This window comes from Bacteroides sp. HF-162 (assembly GCF_015679285.1).
Classification (GTDB): Bacteria; Bacteroidota; Bacteroidia; order Bacteroidales; family Bacteroidaceae; genus Bacteroides; species Bacteroides uniformis.
Genome location: NZ_CP064937.1, coordinates 1,629,094 through 1,649,897, shown reverse-complemented (window position 1 = coordinate 1,649,897; position 20,804 = coordinate 1,629,094). Strand labels below are relative to the sequence as shown.

Genomic DNA, 20,804 nt, shown 5'->3' with positions numbered 1-20,804 from the left:
ATGTTATTTAATTCTTAATTCTCAATTCACGATTTAATAATTATATTTGCAAAGTTTCAAATTAAAGCTATTCCAAAAACGAAAATAATATGAGAGACGTAAAAGACATCTTAGACGAAGCGCAAGAAAGTATGGACATGGCCATCATGTATCTGGACGAGGCATTGGCTCATATCCGCGCCGGAAAAGCTGATATCCGTTTACTGGATGGTATCCGTGTGGATTCTTACGGAAGTATGGTTCCTATCAACAATGTGGCAGCCGTAACCACTCCGGACGCACGCAGCATTGCCATCAAGCCATGGGATAAGAGCATGTTCCGCGTCATTGAAAAGGCCATCATTGACTCCAGTCTCGGCATCATGCCCGAAAACAACGGTGAAATTATCCGTATCGGCATCCCACCGCTGACGGAAGAACGCCGGAAGCAGCTTGCCAAACAATGCAAGGGAGAAGGAGAAACAGCCAAAGTAAGTGTACGTAATGCACGCCGTGATGCCATCGACGCCTTGAAGAAATCCGTAAAGGACGGACTGGCAGAAGATGCCCAGAAAGGCGGTGAAGAAAAGCTGCAGAAGATTCACGACAAGTTCATCAAGCGGATTGATGACATGCTGGCTGCAAAGGATAAAGAAATCATGACCGTTTAATGAATTGATAATTGATGATTGACAGTTGATAATTATCATGTGTAATAATACCTATAGTTAATTATCCAGCAATCAATTATCAATTATCAATTATCAATTATCAATTATCAATTATTTTGAGGGGACTCGTTATAAAAAACACCGGAAGCTGGTACTTGGTACGGACTGACGACGGAAGGGAGATTGAATGTAAAATCAAAGGGAACTTCCGGTTGAAAGGCATACGAAGCACCAATCCCGTGGCTGTAGGCGATTACGTGAACATCATACTGAACCAGGAAGGTACGGCCTTTATCAGCGAGATAGAGGACCGGAAGAATTACATCATCCGCCGTGCCTCCAACCTTTCCAAGCAATCACATATTCTTGCCGCCAACCTCGACCAGTGCATGCTCATAGTGACGGTGAACTATCCCGAAACCTCCACCACATTTATAGACCGTTTTCTCGCCTCTGCCGAGGCATACCGTGTTCCCGTCAAGATTATATTCAACAAAGTGGATGCCTACAACGAAGAGGAACTGCACTATCTGAACAGTCTCATCAACCTTTATACCACCATCGGTTATCCATGTTTCAAGGTTTCTGCCAAAAAAGGGGAAGGCATCGATATTATCGAGGAAGAGCTCAAAGGACGTATAACCCTCTTTTCCGGACATTCCGGAGTAGGGAAATCGACACTCATCAAGGCAATACTGCCCGATATAGAGATTAAAACCGGAGAGATATCCACCTATCATAATAAAGGTATGCACACCACTACCTTCTCAGAAATGTTCCCGGTTCCCGGTGACGGATATATCATTGACACCCCGGGCATCAAAGGTTTTGGAACATTCGATATGGAAGAAGAAGAAATAGGCCACTATTTCCCGGAAATATTCAAAGTATCTGCCGACTGCCGTTACGGCAACTGTACCCACCGCCACGAACCCGGATGCGCTGTACGCGAGGCGGTTGAGAAGCACTATATCAGTGAGTCACGATACGCTTCTTATCTGAACATGCTGGAAGACAAGGAGGAGGGGAAATACCGGGCTGCTTACTGATTTGTCATTTTATCATCTTTCCATCTCATATTCTTACACTTTTTAACTCTTTATATTTTAAACCTTTCCTTTTTCCTGCTGTCTAATCTAAGGCTGATTTTATTACTACTAATACTACAACATGAATAAGAGAGTTAAATGGGGCATCATTATCGTGATTGGTGCCGGACTGATTGGAGGAGGAATCTACTCCCAATTACCTAAAGAGAATGAAGAATTAGCCGCTGCAGACAAGGTGATGACCGGTCAACGTAGCGGTAAGAAAATTCTAAACGTAAACGCAAAAATAATCAAACCGCAATTGCTGAAGGATGAAATACAAATCAGCGGCAGCCTGCTGCCTGATGAGGAAGTGGACCTTTCTTTCGAGACATCCGGCAAAATCATAGAGATAAATTTTGAAGAAGGCAGTTTCGTCAAGAAAGGACAATTACTTGCCAAAGTTAATGACCGGCCGCTGCAAGCACAATTGCAACGCCTCGTCTCCCAATTAAAGTTGGCAGAAGACCGCGTGTTTCGCCAGAACGCCCTGTTGGAAAGGGATGCGGTCAGTAAAGAAGCCTACGAACAAGTAAAGACCGAGCTGGCCACCCTGAATGCCGACATTGACTTGATAGAATCGAACATCGCACAAACCGAGCTGCGTGCCCCTTTCGACGGTGTCATCGGTCTGCGCCAAGTCAGTGTGGGTACTTACGCTTCCCCTACAACCATTGTAGCCAAGCTCACCAAGATTTCACCGTTGAAGGTGGAATTTGCCGTACCCGAGCGGTATGCCAATGACGTAAAGACCGGCGCCGGACTGGACTTCACTCTCGAAGGAAAACTAAACACCTTCCACGCCACGGTTTATGCACGCGAATCAAAGATAGACCCTACTACCCATACCTTGACAATCCGTGCACTTTATCCCAATGCCAACGGAGCCGTGCTTCCGGGCCGCTATGCCAGCATCAAGCTGAACAAGGACGAAATTCAGAACGCCCTCGCCGTACCGTCCGAAGCCATTGTACCGGAAATGGGAAAAGACAAAATATTCCTCTATAAGTCGGGAAAAGCCCAGCCGGTAGAGATTACTACGGGAATCCGTACGGAAGCGGAAGTACAAGTATTGCAAGGCTTGCAGGCAGGAGATACCATCATCACCTCGGGAACCCTGCAACTCCGTACCGGACTGCCGGTAACACTGGACAATATCAATTGACAACTGTCAATTATCAACCATTAATTATCAATTGTAAAGAATGAATATATCCGAATTAAGTATACGGCGACCGGTACTCTCGACAGTACTTACCCTGATAATCCTGCTGTTTGGCTTCATCGGCTACAATTATCTGGGTGTACGCGAATACCCGTCTGTAGATAATCCCATCATATCAGTATCCTGCTCCTATCCGGGTGCCAACGCCGATGTCATCGAGAACCAGATAACGGAGCCTCTGGAGCAGAACATCAACGGTATTCCCGGCATACGCTCCCTCTCCAGTGTCAGCCAGCAAGGTTCATCACGCATTACAGTAGAGTTTGAGCTTTCCGTTGACTTGGAAACCGCCGCCAATGACGTACGTGATAAAGTGTCGCGTGCACAGCGCTATCTGCCTCGTGACTGTGATCCGCCTACCGTATCAAAAGCCGATGCGGACGCCACCCCTATCCTGATGGTTGCCCTCCAAAGTGACAAACGTTCCCTACTGGAGCTCAGTGAAATAGCCGACCTAACTGTCAAGGAGCAGCTTCAGACTATTTCAGATGTAAGTAGTGTAAGTATCTGGGGAGAAAAGCGCTATTCCATGCGGCTTTGGCTGGACCCCATCAAGATGTCCGGCTATGGAATCACTCCCCTGGATGTAAAGAATGCGGTGGACAACGAAAACGTAGAGCTCCCTTCCGGAAGTATCGAAGGAAACACTACCGAGCTCACCATCCGCACGTTGGGGCTGATGCATACAGCCGAAGAGTTCAACAATCTTATCCTGAAGGAAGACGGTAACCGCATTGTCCGCTTCAGCGACATTGGACGTGCCGAACTGGGACCAGCCGACATCAAAAGTTATATGAAGATGAACGGTGTGCCCATGGTAGGTGTCGTAGTAATTCCGCAGCCGGGTGCCAACCACATTGAAATAGCCAACGCCGTATATGACCGCATGGAGAAGATGAAGAAAGACCTTCCCGAAGACGTTCATTACAACTACGGTTTTGACAATACCAAGTTTATCCGTGCCTCTATCGACGAGGTGAAGCAGACGGTGTATGAGGCCTTTGTACTGGTTATCATCATCATTTTCCTCTTCTTGCGCGACTGGCGTGTGACGCTTGTGCCATGTATTGTAATCCCCGTTTCGCTGATTGGAGCTTTCTTCGTCATGTATCTGGCCGGTTTCTCCATCAATGTGCTCTCCATGCTTGCCGTGGTGCTTGCCGTGGGCTTGGTGGTGGACGACGCCATCGTGATGACGGAGAACATTTATGTCCGCATCGAGAAAGGGATGCCACCGAAAGAAGCCGGCATAGAAGGAGCCAAGGAGATTTTCTTTGCCGTCATCTCCACTACCATTACGCTGGTGGCGGTATTCTTCCCTATTGTATTCATGGACGGGACGACGGGACGACTGTTCCGCGAATTCAGTATTGTGGTCTCCGGTTCGGTGATTATCTCCTCCTTCGCCGCATTGACTTTTACGCCGATGCTTGCCACCAAACTTTTAATCAAAAGGGAACAGCAGAGCTGGTTCTATCGCAAGACCGAACCTTTCTTCGAAGGAATGAACCGGATATACAGCAAGTCACTGGCCGCCTTCCTGAAACGGCGTTGGATTGCCTTGCCCTTCACCGTGGTCACCATCCTGCTTATCGGAGTCCTTTGGAATACTATCCCGGCTGAAATGGCTCCATTGGAGGACCGTTCGCAAATCAGCATCAATACAATGGGTGCCGAAGGAGTGACTTACGAATATATCCGCGACTATACCGAAGACATCAATCATCTGGTGGACTCCATTATCCCGGATGCAGAAGCGGTAACAGCGCGTGTGTCCAGTGGTAGCGGTAACGTACGTATCACACTGAAAGACATGAAAGACCGTGACTATACCCAGATGGAAGTTGCCGAAAAGTTGTCGAAGGCAGTGCAGAAAAAGACAATGGCACGCTCTTTCGTACAGCAGTCCTCCTCATTCGGAGGACGGCGCGGCGGTATGCCCGTGCAGTATGTATTGCAGGCAACCAATATCGAGAAATTGCAGGAGGTGCTCCCCAAGTTCATGACGAAGGTCTACGAAAATCCGGTATTCCAGATGGCAGACGTAAACCTGAAGTTCAGCAAGCCCGAAGCGCGCATCAACATCAACCGTGACAAGGCGAGCATCATGGGCGTAAGCACCAAGAACATTGCCCAAACCCTGCAATACGGCTTGAGCGGACAGCGCATGGGCTACTTCTACATGAACGGAAAGCAATACGAGATATTGGGCGAAATCAACCGCCAGCAACGCAACAAGCCTGCCGACCTGAAAGGCATCTATATCCGTAGCGACAATGGAACCATGGTGCAGCTGGACAACCTGATTGAACTGACTGGCGGTATCGCCCCTCCGAAGTTGTACCGTTACAACCGTTTCGTTTCCGCCACCATCTCCGCGGGACTGGCGGACGGCAAGACCATCGGACAAGGTCTGGATGAAATGGACAAGATTGCCAAAGAGACACTGGACGAGACCTTCCGCACCGCACTGACCGGAGACTCCAAAGAGTATCGGGAAAGTTCCTCCAGTCTGATGTTCGCCTTCATCCTGGCCATCGTGCTGATTTACCTGATTCTTGCCGCCCAGTTCGAAAGTTTCAAGGACCCGCTGGTTATCATGCTGACGGTGCCTCTCGCCATTGCCGGTGCACTGGTATTCATGTATTTCGGGGGAATTACAATGAATATATTCAGCCAGATTGGTATTATCATGCTGATTGGTCTGGTGGCAAAGAACGGTATCCTGATTGTGGAATTTGCCAATCAGAAGCAGGAAGCGGGTGAAGACAAGATGCGAGCCATCAAGGACGCCTCCCTGCAACGTCTGCGCCCCATCCTGATGACGAGTGCCTCCACCATCCTGGGACTGATACCGCTTGCCTACGCCACCGGCGAAGGTTGCAACCAACGCATCGCCATGGGTACTGCCGTCGTAGGCGGCATGCTCATCTCCACACTACTGACGATGTACATCGTGCCTGCCATATATAGTTATGTATCAACGAACCGAAGTAAACTGAAGACCGAATGAAACGCATTGTTTTAATTTTCATAGCCACTGCCTGCACAGCGCTGGGCCTTTACGCACAGCCTGCGCCTACCTACACCTTGAAGTCCTGCCTGGAGCAGGGATTGCTGAACAACTACTCCCTGCGCATTGTCCGCAATGAAGAGCAGGTCAGCAAGAACAACGCCACACTGGGCAATGCGGGCTACCTGCCCACACTGGACCTCTCCGCCGGCTACAAGGGAACCATAGACAATATCGAAACCAAAGCCCGAGCCACCGGAGAGACAACCAAGGACAACGGAGTGTTTGACCAAACTCTCGATGCAGGCATCAACCTGAACTGGACCATCTTCGACGGTTTCAACATTACCGCCAACTACCAACGGCTCAAGGAGCTGGAACGCCAAGGCGAGACCAATACGCGCATCGCCATCGAGGACCTGATAGCCAACATAGCCGCCGAATACTATAACTATGTGCAGCAGAAAATCCGCTTGAAGAACTTCCGTTATGCCGTATCGCTATCCAAAGAGCGCCTGCGCATTGTGGAAGAGCGTTACCACATCGGTAACTTCTCGCGCCTGGACTACCAGCAGGCCAAAGTGGACTTCAATGCCGACAGTGCCCAATACATGAAACAGCAGGAACTGCTGCACACCTCACGTATCCAGCTGAACGAACTCATGGCAAACAAAGATGTAGACCAGCCGTTTATCATACAAGACAGCCTCATCAACGTGACCGCCTCCCTGAACTTCGAGGAGCTGTGGAACGCCACCCTCGCCATCAACGCCTCACTGCTACGTGCCGAACAGAACAATACCCTGGCCCGTCTGGACTACAAGAAAGTCTGCTCGCGCGACTACCCATACGTGAAGATGAACGGCGGATACGGCTACACCCTCAACAAGTATGACATCTCTGCCAACAGCCGCCGTAGCAACCTCGGTCTGAACTTCGGCGTCACGGTCGGCTTCAATCTGTTCGACGGCAACCGGCGCCGCGAACGCAAGAATGCCCGCATTGCCGTGCAGAACGCTCGCCTGGAACGCGAGCAACTGGAGCAAGCCCTGCGCGCCGACCTCAGCAACCTATGGCAGGCCTACCAAAACAACCTGCAAATGCTGAACCTTGAACGCCAGAACCTTGTCGCTGCCAAGGAGAACCACGAGATTGCCATGGAACGATATATGCTGGGCAACCTCTCGGGAATCGAGATGCGCGAAGCCCAAAAGAGTCTGCTGGATGCAGAAGAACGTATTCTCTCCGCAGAATATGATACCAAATTATGTGAAATCTCCCTACTGCAAATCAGTGGAAAAGTAGCGCGCTATATGGAATAAGCAATATAATCCGTACCTTTGCGCCCGATTTATCAGAATTGAAGCATAATGGGATTATTCATCAGAAAGCCATTCGAGGCACTGCAAGCGGAGGCTAATGCCTCCGGAAAGAAAACATTGAAACGTGTACTTGGTCCGTGGAGCCTTGTTGCCCTGGGCGTGGGAGTCATCATCGGAGCGGGTCTATTCTCCATCACCGGAACGGTGGCGGCAGGCTATACGGGACCGGCCATCACACTGTCCTTTGCCATTGCCGCACTGGGATGCTGCTTCGCCGGACTGTGTTATGCGGAATTTGCGTCCATGATACCCGTAGCCGGCAGCGCATACACCTACTCGTATGCCACGATGGGCGAACTCATCGCCTGGATTATCGGGTGGGACCTGGTATTGGAATACACCGTAGCCGCAACCACAGTAAGCATCAGTTGGAGCCGCTATCTGGTCGTCTTTCTCGAGGGACTGGACATACATCTACCGCAAGCCCTCACCGCCTGTCCCTGGGATGGTGGAATCGTAAATATCCCCGCCTTCCTTATCGTAGTGCTGATGAGCCTCTTCCTGATACGGGGCACGGAAGGCAGCTCCATCTTCAACGGCTTCATTGTATTCCTGAAGGTTTCCGTCATACTGATTTTTGTCATACTCGGCTGGAAATACATCAATACCGACAACTATACACCTTACATCCCTGCCAATACGGGCGTGCTGGGCGAATATGGCTTCTCCGGCATCCTGCGAGGGGCGGCCATCGTATTCTTCGCCTTCCTCGGGTTCGACGCTGTGAGCACAGCCGCCCAAGAGACGAAGAACCCGAAGCGGAACATGCCTATCGGCATTCTGGTCTCCTTGCTGGTATGCACCGTGCTCTATATGGTTTTTGCCCACGTCATGACGGGAGTGGCACACTACACCGCCTTCAGCGGACAGCAAGGCATTGCTCCCGTTGCCATAGCCATAGAGCACATGGGGCAGGCTGATGCTGCAGGTATCATCCAGCCGGACTATCCCTGGCTGAACCGTGCCATCGTGCTGTCCATTCTGTTCGGGTATTGCTCCGTCATCATGGTGACGTTGCTGGGACAGAGCCGCGTATTCCTAAGCATGAGCCACGACGGGCTGCTGCCTCCTTTCTTCTCGCATATCAACGAAAAGTTCCGTACTCCAGCACGCAGCAACCTGCTCTTCATGGTACTTGTGGGCCTGCTGGCAGCTTTTGTACCCGCACGGCTGGCCGGGGAGATGACAAGCATCGGCACGCTGATGGCCTTCACGCTGGTCTGTGCCGCTGTACTGGTAGTACGTAGAACCATGCCCGACGTGCCCCGTTCCTTTAAAACCCCACTTGTTCCACTTATCCCCATACTGGGTATTCTTACTTGCCTTTGCATGATGCTGTTCCTTCCTGCCGATACATGGATACGCCTAGTACTGTGGATGCTCATCGGTCTGGATATCTATGTAGGCTACGGCATGAAGCACAGTAAGCTGGAGCATGGAGGCGACACCCGCCACGGGCAGGTTGCCTTGAACATGATTGGACTTATCCTTGCCGTTCTTTGCGTCATCACCGGGTTGTGGCACCAACAGACTGTGGGATGGGGAGAAAGCAAAGTGCTGCTGATTATCTCGTTTGTTTTCGCATTCACGCACTGCGCTTACTATATGTGGAGAATCTGGAGGAGATAATAAGCTTAAAGGCATTCCAGCCTTCACCCGAAATCATCATGTCTGTAGAAACCCCATTGTTTGGATTAAAGCCAATAAGATAACCAGCATGATGTGGGAATGCCTCACAAACAGCGATAGAAAGAAAGACTTTCCATCAAGAGAAACAACAGTTCTCATGAAAAGAAACAACCGTCTCTGCCCCATAGGAAGCCACAAAGTATTAATTTTCAATACAGAAAAGCCGTTCACGGAATTATCTCCGGAACGGCTTTTCCATATCGTATAAATAAGTTCTTATTTGCTGCAATTCCAAGGCTTCAGTTGCTTGAAGAAGTCGTTGCCCTTATCGTCCACCAAGATGAATGCAGGGAAGTTCTCCACCTCAATCTTCCAGATAGCTTCCATACCGAGCTCGGGATATTCCACGCACTCGATGCTCTTGATGTTGTTCTGTGCCAAGATAGCGGCAGGACCACCGATAGAGCCCAAGTAGAAACCGCCATACTTTTGGCAGGCATCTGTCACTTGCTGGCTGCGGTTACCTTTGGCAAGCATAATCATGCTGCCGCCGTGGCTTTGGAAGAGGTCTACATACGGGTCCATACGTCCGGCAGTAGTCGGGCCCATGGAGCCGCAAGCCATGCCTTGAGGAGTCTTGGCAGGACCGGCGTAGTAGATGGGATGGTCTTTGATGTACTGCGGCAGGTCTTCGCCACGGTCCAGACGTTCTTTCAGCTTGGCGTGTGCGATGTCACGGCCTACGATGATGGTTCCATTCAGAGACAAACGGGTGGAAACCGGATACTTGGTCAGTTCCTTCAGAATATCGGCCATCGGCTGGTTCAAGTCAATCTTCACCACGTCGCCTTCACCGGCCTTACGGAGTTCTTCGGGAATCAGTTCACCCGGATTGCTGTCGAGCTTTTCAATCCAGATACCTTCTTTATTGATTTTACACTTGATGTTACGGTCGGCAGAGCAGGAAACACCCAGACCCACGGGGCAGGACGCACCGTGACGCGGCAGGCGGATGATGCGGATGTCGTGAGCCAGATACTTGCCGCCGAACTGGGCACCGAGGCCAATCTTATGAGCTTCTTCCAGTACCAGCTTCTCCAGTTCCACATCGCGGAAAGCGCGGCCGAACTCATTGCCGGTAGTGGGTAGGTTATCGTAGAAGTGGGTGGAAGCCAGTTTCACAGTCAGCAAGTTCTTTTCGGCAGAGGTACCGCCGATAACGAATGCGATGTGATAGGGAGGACAAGCTGCCGTACCCAAAGTCTTGATTTTTGAGATAAGGAAGGGAACCAATGTTTCGGGGTTGAGGATAGCCTTTGTCTCCTGGTAGAGATAAGTCTTGTTGGCAGAGCCACCACCCTTGGTTACGCAGAGGAACTCGTACTCCATACCTTCCGTAGCTTCGATGTCAATCTGTGCGGGAAGGTTGCACTTCGTATTCACCTCATCGTACATGGTGAGGGGAGCATTCTGCGAATAGCGCAGGTTCTCTTCGGTATAAGTCTTGTAAACACCCAGTGAGAGAGCTTCTTCATCACAGTAGCCGGTCCATACTTGCTGTCCCTTTTCACCGTGGATGATTGCCGTACCCGTATCCTGGCAGAAAGGAAGTACCCCCTTGGATGCTACCTCTGCATTGCGCAGGAAGGTGAGTGCCACGTATTTATCGTTATCGCTGGCTTCGGGGTCACTCAGAATCTTAGCAACCTGCTCATTGTGCGAACGACGCAACATGAACGATACATCACGGAAAGCCGCATTGGCCATTGCCGTCAAACCTTCTTTTTCAATCTTCAGGATAGGTTTTCCTTCAAACTCGCTTACTGACACGTAATCTTTCGTAAGCAGATAATACTCAGTAGTATCTTTCCCCTTCTCGAACATGGGCTGATACTTGAACGGAGGTGTTGTTGCCATAATTACTCGTATATTTAATGTTTAAAAGTGATTCGGGTAGTAAAGGCAGCACAAAACCGCCTTTACCGAGCAAAGGTAAAAACTATTATTGAAATAATTCTTTAATTAGAGTAAAAACGCAACAAATCATAATTAATTTTCTGACACCCGCTGCATCCGCCCTATCAGTTCATCGCCCAGCGCCGTCTTCACCTCAATGTGTTTCAGCACAGCCATTACAAACGGATTGCTTTCAAAGTCGCCGCGTACCTGCTCAAAGTCGAGTTCCTTTTCCAAGCGTGAGCCATCGGCTCCAAAGCCCGTCATGGAAGCCAGTGAAAATTCTTTCTTAGCATCCTCATACACCATGCGGTCGAGGCCAACTACTGCTTCTTTCCATTTTTCGACAATATGTATGACGTCTTCTGCCGTCATACCTTCCGGCTTGATACCATAGAACTCTTCCAACTTCTCATACGCCCAGGTCCATTCGTAGGTATAGTAGTTGCTGTGCATCTTCTCAAACTCGGCATTGATAGACTTCAAGCGATTGACTTTGCCGGACTCAATACCGTCTATCAGCGCATCTATCTCACTCTTTGGGGCTATCAATCCGGAAATATCCACCCATTCGCCGCTGCCAATGGCAGTATCGGGCTTCAAACGGGCACGTATTTCTTCATTGCTCCGGAAGTCAATGCCTTCCAAGCGCTTGATGACAGAGTTTCCGAGGAACTTATGAATGGCTATTTCATAGAAGCGGATACCTTTCACCAAAGCCGAGTTACGTATCTTCGCACTATGGAAAGAATAGATGTCCGAAAGCTCGCCACTGGCATGACGCAGATTCTGCAACGTTTCCCGTCCCTTGAACATTTTCTGCACCGTGTAGGGGCTGAGAAGATTATAGTTGATGTAATCCAGTTTGTTCGGGTCGGTACGCCCGTCACGTTTCGGCCACTTCTGGGCATCACGGATGGTACCCACACTACGCAGGTTGACACCGGGTACAAGGTAGGTGGTATTATTCTGCTCTATCAAGTAAGAGAACGGCAGGTTCGAAGTATCAGAATGGTTGACGTGGCGCCCCATTACCAAGGAGAACGCCCCCACCCTTGCAGGCCACAAGATGTACGAATCGGAAGTCGTCTTGGCACCACGCTCCAAAGTGCCTTGATGGATAGGCCCTAACTTATACATATGGTTGCTCTGATTGGACCCCGAACCGGCATTCATAAAGGAAAACATACCGGCAATCAGCAACGTGGATTTATGATGTGTCACCGTATAAGGTCCGGCAAAAATAGCGCACGCCTCCCCGTTCTCTCCCTGGCAGTTGCTGAAAAACAAAGAATCCGAGGCAGAGTAGTTGTGTCCCAACTTGCATGCCTGCCCCACGAAGCAGCGGCTCAGCATAGCTCCGTCATCTACATGAGACCCGGTAGAGATGATGAAATCATCACAAATCACCCCATGCCCGATGTGTACCGGCGCCACCTCGTTGCTGTTGATGCTTCCGTTATACAGACGGCATGTACCACAGATGCGGCAATAATCACCGATGCGCACATTCTTTATGGAACCGGTGTTCAATATCATTACATGGTTCCCGATGCTTCCTACAGCAGAAGCATGTTTGTTGGAATAAAAATCCGTGATTTCCTTCATCCGTGTAATCAGTTCCGGACGATGGCGGTAAAGCGCCAGAATATAGGCTTGGTGTGCGGAGAGTTTATCATTAATCAACACCTCACGGCCTCCCGTCTCATTCAGGACAGACACTTCTACCCCGTTACCGAACTTCGACACACCGTCTACCAGAATAATATCCACATTCTCAATAAAAGTATCATGCCCTATTTCATAATTGGCAATATAGTTCTGGATATTCTCAATGCAACAGTTATCTCCCACCGTTACATTATGCAACGTCACATGCCGCAAACCGGAATGCTTCCTGATTCCTCCCGGCAACATAAATTCTGAATGGAACACTCCCAAACGCACCTCGCCCGAGAAACGGGTATGATGCACAAATTCCGTTGAGAACTCTTCTGCAACGGTTACTTTCCCCCAATCATCAGCCAGACACGACTGGCTCTTCAACCGGAGAATTTCATCTTCGGTCAGTCTTCTGTAATTCATCCTTATAACGAGTTATGAGTTATGAGTTATAAGTCATTGCCTTTGCCGGCACTACCGATTCAAACCGCTGCCAGCAAATAACTCATAACTTACAACTCACAACTAAAATTAAACTTCTTCTTCGTAAGTCTGATAAAGAAAGTCATTATAGGGGTACTTCCGCACGTGCAATTCCTTCACACGCTGATAAACCACACTCTTCAGTTCCTCCATATTGATTTTTTCGCGGGCAGAAATAAAGAGGCAGTTATCCTCCATCTTAGCCATCCACGTCTTCATCAGTTCTTCGAGTGTCAAGTTTTCCTTGGTTCTGGGGGTAAGGTCGTCAGCCGCTTTCTCTATATAGGTATAAGCGTCTATCTTATTGAATACAAGAATCATGGGCTTACCGGCGGCACCGATATCTGCCAACGTCTTGTTCACAACTTCTATCTGTTCTTCAAAATCCGGATGAGAGATGTCTACGATATGCAACAGCAAGTCCGCCTCGCGTACCTCGTCCAGAGTAGACTTAAAGGAGTCTACCAAATCCGTCGGCAATTTACGGATAAAGCCCACTGTATCGGATAGCAGGAACGGCAGGTTCTCAATAATCACCTTACGCACCGTAGTATCCAACGTGGCAAACAGCTTGTTCTCGGCAAAGACTTCACTTTTCGAAAGCAAAGTCATCAATGTGGATTTTCCTACATTGGTATATCCCACCAATGCCACACGAATCAAGCGTCCGCGGTTCTTCCGCTGGGTAGACTTCTGCTTGTCAATCTCAGCCAAGCGTTCCTTCAACAATGACATACGGTTCAAGATGATACGGCGGTCCATTTCCAGCTGCGTTTCACCCGGACCGCGAAGTCCCACGGAACCTTTACCTCCACCGGCACCGGAGCCACCACCCTGGCGTTCCAAGTGAGTCCACAAACGTTGCAGACGAGGAAGCATATACTTGTATTGCGCCAGCTCCACCTGCGTTTTTGCATTGGCAGTCTGGGCACGCATGGCAAAAATATCGAGAATGAGCGAAGTACGGTCCAATATCTTAATCTTCAGCTCCGCTTCAATGTTACGTATCTGTTTCGCAGAAAGTTCATCGTCAAAAATCACCATGCCGACTTCACGTTCGGCTTCTTCTTCATTCCGGATATACTCTCTGATTTCTTCCAGCTTGCCCTTACCGACGTAGGTCACGGAATGCGCCTGGTCCAGCTTTTGGGTAAACCGCTTTACTACTTCCGCCCCGGCTGTCTCAGCCAAGAATGCAAGCTCGTCCAGGTATTCGTTGGTCTTACGCTCATCCTGAGTCTTCGTGACAAGACCTACCAATACCGCTGTTTCTGCCTGCACTTCGGAGATTACAAATTCTTTCATAGTTTCTATACCTTATTATATATACGTATTGTTGGTTCGGGCAGCAAATATAAATAATTTTGGCGGAAGCGCCTTAAAAAGGGGAATAAAATAAAAACAGACACAATAGAAAAATGGCATGTAAAATGAAGTCGAACTTCATCTTACATGCCATTTCAAATTACATGTTATCTAATTGCCAGAATAATCAGAACCCTTCCGGCATCTCCAACGTTTCCGTGAATCCCTGATACAGTACTCCCCATTTACCACTGTCAAGTACTACCAAGCCCTGCATCGGGAAAGACAACACGTTTCCTTTACGCTCCATACCTGCTGCTGCAAAGTATAGCATACCATAGTCCGTCTTGTCATAACCAGTAGGTTGAGGATCCCAACCTATCAGTTCTTGATTGTCATCGCTTAGTGTAAACATGATGGGATATCCTTTCGTAATGCAATCTTCCAGCTTATAGATATTAGCCTCTTTAGCCTTCAGCACCGGTTGATCCCAACCCTCGCCAAATAATTGAAATGTATAGTAGCCTGTACCTATATTGAGCCAAGTATAGTCACGCTTTATATTGACCGTCACCTTGGGTGAACCATAAACGTAGGAATCTTCTTCAGGAATGGTAATAGTATAAGATGCAGTAGTACCCACAGCTATGTCAAATGCAATCTTTACTTCTTTGAGTGCTTCACCGGCAGCAAAATCAACCGTTGTCGGCACTGTTACGTTCTCGGCATCTGTAGTCAAGTGAATAGATGCAGCCGCATCTGTTTTCTGACGGCCGATTTTGACCACAAAAACCTGTTCATCATTCGGATAATAAGTCAAATCAGTGTTATCAGCATAAATATAAGCTTGTACACCCTCGGTAGGAACCGGAGAAGGCTCCCACTCCACACCGTCTGAACAAGCCGTCATAGCCAAACCGCATACGGCCAAGCCCAAAAACAATTTATTGAATATCTTATTCATATACAAATTCTATTAAAAGTTAGTTCATTGGTTAATTGTTACCCGGTGCAAATGTTCCTATCGGAGTAGGACGTGTAGGAATAGCACCAGATGGGTCCGGATTGTTCATTCCCTGAAGGGCGGTATTTGAATCGACCTCGGTCTTAGGAATCATCAATGTCCAGTTGGGCTTCACACCTTTACAATTTATCTTGAAGATATCTTCTATAAAGTTGGTACCCTCATAATTCTGAATGACATCCGGTTTCAGACGTTTAGCCGTGGGGAATGCGATTCCCTCACCCCAGAACTCGATACGCATCTGCTTCAACACCTCAAGTTGGAAATTACGCAAATCACCCGTACTGAAATTGTAATTGCTCTGGCGGTACTGCTTCATAAAGTTATTCAACAGCTGTACACCTGCTGCCACATTCTGGCTGGCACCTACTGCTTCAGCCTCTATGAGATACATCTCTTCCACACGCATCACGGGAATATCTGCAGCCGCACCCACAGAATAAGTGTTATAGTCACCACCCACGGGACGGAACTTCAATGACATATAATCCGGCTGTTCATCCAGCCATGCATTGCCTCTCACCGACTGGTAAGCGTAAGCACTTCTGTCCGGGTCAAGGTAGGAATATTTGCGGAAATCGGTAGCAGGAATCGCGTCATAAAGTGAACGTGCCATCTGGAGCTTAGACAAAGAAGCATATCCCCAATCCGCTTCATTGGAAATGTGACCGATAAAATTAGCAAGGTTACCCATGTTGGAAGCCGTGGGGTGAAGGTACCACATCCATGCAGAAGTAGCCGTATTGAAACCGGTAGTTGGATTATGCCACTGTGATTCGTTCATAGGTGTTGCTCCCGACTTATCAATAGCCTTGCGAGCATACTCGGCAGCTTTAGCAAACTGACCATCCCACATATATACTTTAGCCTTCAGACCATATACGACCGCCAAGTCGGGAAAGTTCTTACTAACAGGTGTATAAGACTCCAGACCTATTTCTGCCTTGTCAAGATCGGCAAGAATGAAATTCACCAATTCTTCGTGGGTTGCACGCGGATTGTTCTTCGCAATGTCGTTAGTGGTTGCCTCAGTAACGATGGGCACCGTCAATCCCAGCACCTTGCTACAATCGGTATAGATATTTTCTACCGGTTCGAAAAGCACCATCAGTGTATAATAATCCAATGCACGGAAAGCATGAGCTATACTTCCAAGTCCACGCATTTCATCGCTAATCGTGGGATCAGTCACATCAACGGCCGCAATCACGTCATTGGCCGATTTAACGAACTTATATAGGGTGAAGTAAGGCAAATATGAATAATAGCCGGTATCGTTCATACCATTATTGGCATTGAAGCGCCACCACCAATCATACCCGTAATCCGTAGCCACAACATCACCCAGCAGTTCTGTCTGGGCCAACATCAATGAGGGATAAGCAAGGTCGGTCTCATGGGTTTGCTTACCGTACACCAGATAACCTTGTACCATTTGCGATGGCAAGCCATTAAGCGAAGCCTTAATCGCTGTAGCTGATGCACCAATCTGATCGGAGGTCGCTGTAGAATCTTCGGGAAAAACCTCTTCTATACAGCCGGTCAATACCGTGGCCGATACGACCATAACCGAAAATAGTTTGAATATATTCTTCTTCATAATCATTGTAATCTATATATTAGGTTTAGAACTCAAATGACACACCACCGGAAATGGTACGCATCGGTGAATAGAAAGTAGCATTGGTTGTCTCGTCGTATGACTGACGCGGGTCGAACCCTTTACGTTTAGACCAATAGAAAACATTCTCTGCCGACATATACACGCGCAATGAGTTGATGGCCAACTTCTTTGTCCACTTGGAAGGCAACGTGTAGCCCACATTAATATTCTGGATATTCAAGAAGCTTGCGTTTGTCAAGAAGCGTGTAGACATTGCTCCTGAATATTGGTCGTTCATCTGGAAACGCGGAATATTGGTATTTGTATTCTCAGGAGTCCATGAGTTCAGCAAATCCTTATGGTAGTTGTAGCCGGCCGTACCATAAGGTGACGACATGAAGTAAGCATACGTACCATCATATTGCTTACCGCCAATCTGGTAAGTGAAGTTAATGCCGAAGTCCACGCCATAGACTTTCAGTTTGGTGCCGAAACCACCATACACCTTAGGAATTGAGCTTTCTTCTGTAATGTAATAGTCGGCCTCAGCATGATTCGTAGTTGTTTCACGTCCGGTAATATTGCCGGCCTCGTCCTTGACATTTTTATAGAACAAAGACTCACCTTTTTCATTCACTCCGGCATACTCCTTCAAGCGCCATGTAAACATAGACAAGTCTTCACCAATGAAGAAGCTTCCGTTAGAATAGCCCTTATATCCTTTTCCATCAGCTGTATATTCAGTAGTGATCAACTTATCAGGGTCAAGCATCGTAATACGGTTCTTCAAAGTTGAAATGTTCAAACTTACGTCCCACGTAAAGTTACGTGTATCGAAGATATTCACATTGAAGTCCATTTCCACACCACTATTGACCATGTTACCAACGTTGTCCATATAGGAAGCATAACCCAATGATGGAGCCACGGTAAATGAGAACAACATATCCGAAGTCTTACGTCTGTAGTACTCGATGCTACCGGTCACACGGTTCCACAACTGGAACTCCGCACCGATATTGAAGTTAGTGTTGGTTTCCCAAGTGATGTCTTTAGTACCCTTAGATTTAAATGAAGTACCAAGGCTATTGTTAGAGTTGATAATGTTAAATCTATCCGTATAGAGGAAGTCACCGATATTGTCATTACCTTGTGAACCAATAGAAGCCTTCAGCTTCAGTTCCTGCACCCAAGAAGCATCAAACCAGCTTTCTTTGTTGATGAGCCATGCACCACCTGCCGACCAAAATGTACCCCAGCGATGGTCTGGATGGAAACGGCTGGAAGCATCACGACGCAAAGAAGCCGAGCCGAAGATGCGTTCGTCATAATTGTATTGCAAACGGCCGAAGAAACCTTCATTGTTACGACGCTCTTTATAGGAAGAAGCACCTTGTCCGTCGATAATGGCACCGTCCAGTTCTGTATTTTCTTGAGAAAACATCTGCGACTTGCTGGCAGCCAGGAAGTAATAACGGTAATCATAATATTCGTGCCCCAAAAGGATGTCGAAGTTATTATCACCAAACGAACGGGCATAAGAAACAAGTTGTTGCAAGTTGTAATCGTAAGTACGTGTATGATACTTGCTCACTGTACCTCCGGTGGAGTCAAACTGTCCGTAGTAGGGATTGTACACGTAAGAAAAACGTGTCTCATCCAAGTTGAAAGCACCATTGAATGTCACCTTCAGGCCTTCTATAGGAGTTATATCTACAAAGGCGTTGGCGTTAATGGCATTTCCTTCAGAGTTTCTGGTATTTAGTTTATTGTCTAGAATAGGGTTGGCATCAGCAATGAAAGGACGCTGCATACCTGCATTGATACCACTACCGTAGTCCATCATTCCAATACCATTATTATCCACCATGATGCTACCGTCAGCATTACGCACGTAGGCGGGATAGATGGGAGCCATTTGGGTAACAAACGCCCATATATTACCGGTAGACGAGCTGGTACCATTGTTACTCAACGAGTTGGAATCAAAACGTGCATATCCCACATTACCACCAATCTTCAACCACTTCTTTGCCTGATAGTCGGCTTTCAAACGGCCTGTCAAACGTTTCAGGTCAGAGCCTTCAGTGATACCCTCATTTCCAAGATAACCTAAAGAAACATAGAAAGAAGACTTTTCATTGGCTGCGCTCACCGAGAAGTTGTATTCCTGACGCAGACCGGTACGCATTCCCACATCTTCCCAATCATCCGGAGTCAGCAGATAGTCACGTCCTTTATAATTCACAACTCTACCCAATGTGGCGTTGGGATTAAGCTTACCGTTCTGACCGATGAGGAATTGCCCATCGGGAACCGTATATACATTGTATCCCAATCCACCGTTGGAGCCAAACAGATTCTTGTTAGCCTCAAGCCATGCAGCTTGGTCATTCATTCCCGTTGACTTATAATAATTGTTCATGGCACGATAATGCATCTCGTAGTACATGCCAGGATTGTCAATCACTTCATATTTCTGCAACGCTCGAGTGTTAGCACCCCACTTAGCATCAAAAGTCACCTTAGCCTCTCCCGACATATTGGCTCTTTTGGTAGTGATGATAATTACACCATTAGCACCACGAGCACCGTAAAGAGCATTGGAAGCTGCATCCTTCAATACTGTCATTGACTCAACGTCGTTAGGATTGATATTATTAATGTCACCGCTATAAGGAGCGCCGTCCACAATAATCAGAGGGTCATTCTTTGCATTGATAGAACTAAAGCCACGAATCTTAATGGACGATTTTGAACCCGGAGCACCGTCATTAGAAGTCAATGTCACACCCGGCACAGCACCAGCCAAAGCATCGGTAACATTCGTTACTTGCGACTGCTCCAGCTTTTCGGTACCAACCACCTTGGCCGAACCCGTAAATGCAGACTTTTTTGCTGTACCAAAAGCAACCACCATTACCTCATCAAGCATCTCAGTATCAGACTTCATCACCACTTTTAAGCTGGGTTTTATCGCTACTTCCTGCGTCTGCATACCAATATAAGAAATCACCAGAGTTTTCGCGGAACTACATTATGTCTATATTGTTGATAATAAGCAATATAAAATAAACAAAAAGAGCTCCTGAAATAAAGTATTCCTCTAGAGAAGATACTCTATACATATCCACTGTAAATGACAATCTACTTATATGATACTATTTGTAATGGTAATATCCTGATTTGAAGGGTTTAATTCTGTACTGATGTGCTATAATCATAACGTTAGGATCTTTTTTCTCAAAAACTAGAAGGGCTTTGTCAATATCTATCATTTAGTTGCTTTTTGTCAATTATTTACTCGTGTTGTTTATTCCATCTATGAGAATGTAAACCCTTATGTAAAATACTATTGAATTTATAATGGTTACATAAATACTATCCTACCTATTTATCCATTTTATACATAGAACACCATGTAATTGTCTCTATCTTATAAATGGAGATTATTCCAAATACAAAGTAATTGGAGTAAAGAATTCTATAGCTATGAAAAACTACTGTTTGGAGCATGTCAAAAACGTAATGAGGAAGTCTTCTTGTAAGAGAATATAGTCTACATAGAATAACGAAGACTGAGTGGATATATTTTTATAATTCAGGGGAATAAAGAATGTACTTTTGTAATCCGCGCTGACTCCCGTGTCGTGCAGACAATTCAGGTTTGCTGTTTATTGAAGAGAGGATATTTTTATCGTTTCAGCTCTTCTCCATAAAGTCTATGCAGTATGATACGTGCCGGTATACTTTTAATCTCTCCATTGGCATCACTTTGGAAGAC

11 protein-coding genes and 1 pseudogene are annotated in these 20,804 nt (G+C 47.4%); 6 read left to right on the top strand and 6 right to left on the bottom strand.

What is annotated here, in order from left to right; translation table 11 throughout:
* The first annotated feature begins 89 nt into the window (after positions 1-89).
* The 6 genes from frr (at position 90) to ITJ87_RS06440 (ending at position 8,987) form a co-directional block, all read left to right on the top strand.
* On the top strand, positions 90-650 hold the full coding sequence (frr, locus tag ITJ87_RS06465; protein ID WP_025834253.1) for a ribosome recycling factor: 561 nt from the start codon (positions 90-92) through the stop codon (positions 648-650).
* A 116-nt stretch (positions 651-766) separates the two neighbouring features.
* Complete coding sequence (gene rsgA / locus ITJ87_RS06460) at positions 767-1,699, top strand: ribosome small subunit-dependent GTPase A (protein ID WP_117599270.1); 933 nt, start codon at positions 767-769, stop codon at positions 1,697-1,699.
* A 121-nt stretch (positions 1,700-1,820) separates the two neighbouring features.
* A complete protein-coding gene (locus ITJ87_RS06455; protein ID WP_117599269.1) occupies positions 1,821-2,903 on the top strand; it encodes an efflux RND transporter periplasmic adaptor subunit in 1,083 nt (360 codons plus the stop codon).
* A 40-nt stretch (positions 2,904-2,943) separates the two neighbouring features.
* The gene (locus ITJ87_RS06450) at positions 2,944-5,976 is read left to right on the top strand and encodes an efflux RND transporter permease subunit (protein WP_117964924.1); all 3,033 of its coding nucleotides are present in this window, start codon (positions 2,944-2,946) and stop codon (positions 5,974-5,976) included.
* Positions 5,973-7,298, top strand: coding sequence for a TolC family protein (locus ITJ87_RS06445; RefSeq protein WP_117964925.1), 1,326 nt, complete (start codon positions 5,973-5,975; stop codon positions 7,296-7,298). The genes ITJ87_RS06450 and ITJ87_RS06445 overlap by 4 nt, the downstream gene beginning before the upstream one ends.
* A 48-nt stretch (positions 7,299-7,346) precedes the next feature.
* Positions 7,347-8,987, top strand: a complete 1,641-nt coding sequence (locus tag ITJ87_RS06440) for an amino acid permease (protein ID WP_117599266.1) — start codon at positions 7,347-7,349, stop codon at positions 8,985-8,987.
* Between the two features lie 276 nt (positions 8,988-9,263).
* Here ITJ87_RS06440 and ITJ87_RS06435 read toward each other — a convergent pair whose 3' ends face one another.
* The 6 genes and pseudogenes from ITJ87_RS06435 to ITJ87_RS06410 all read right to left on the bottom strand — a co-directional run.
* On the bottom strand, positions 9,264-10,904 hold the full coding sequence (locus tag ITJ87_RS06435; protein WP_005824254.1) for a fumarate hydratase: 1,641 nt from the start codon (positions 10,902-10,904) through the stop codon (positions 9,264-9,266).
* 132 nt (positions 10,905-11,036) lie between these two features.
* A complete protein-coding gene (locus ITJ87_RS06430; protein ID WP_172726707.1) occupies positions 11,037-13,028 on the bottom strand; it encodes a DUF4954 family protein in 1,992 nt (663 codons plus the stop codon).
* 108 nt (positions 13,029-13,136) lie between these two features.
* Complete coding sequence (hflX, locus tag ITJ87_RS06425; RefSeq protein WP_195690837.1) at positions 13,137-14,393, bottom strand: GTPase HflX; 1,257 nt, start codon at positions 14,391-14,393, stop codon at positions 13,137-13,139.
* 187 nt (positions 14,394-14,580) lie between these two features.
* Complete coding sequence (locus ITJ87_RS06420; protein WP_196096318.1) at positions 14,581-15,357, bottom strand: hypothetical protein; 777 nt, start codon at positions 15,355-15,357, stop codon at positions 14,581-14,583.
* A gap of 31 nt (positions 15,358-15,388) precedes the next feature.
* Positions 15,389-17,017 carry a RagB/SusD family nutrient uptake outer membrane protein gene (locus ITJ87_RS06415; RefSeq protein ID WP_227186358.1) on the bottom strand — a complete coding sequence of 543 codons (1,629 nt, stop codon included), beginning with the start codon at positions 17,015-17,017 and terminating at the stop codon, positions 15,389-15,391.
* A gap of 25 nt (positions 17,018-17,042) precedes the next feature.
* Positions 17,043-20,054: pseudogene (locus ITJ87_RS06410) on the bottom strand (SusC/RagA family TonB-linked outer membrane protein); the annotation flags it as partial.
* Positions 20,055-20,804 lie beyond the last annotated feature (750 nt).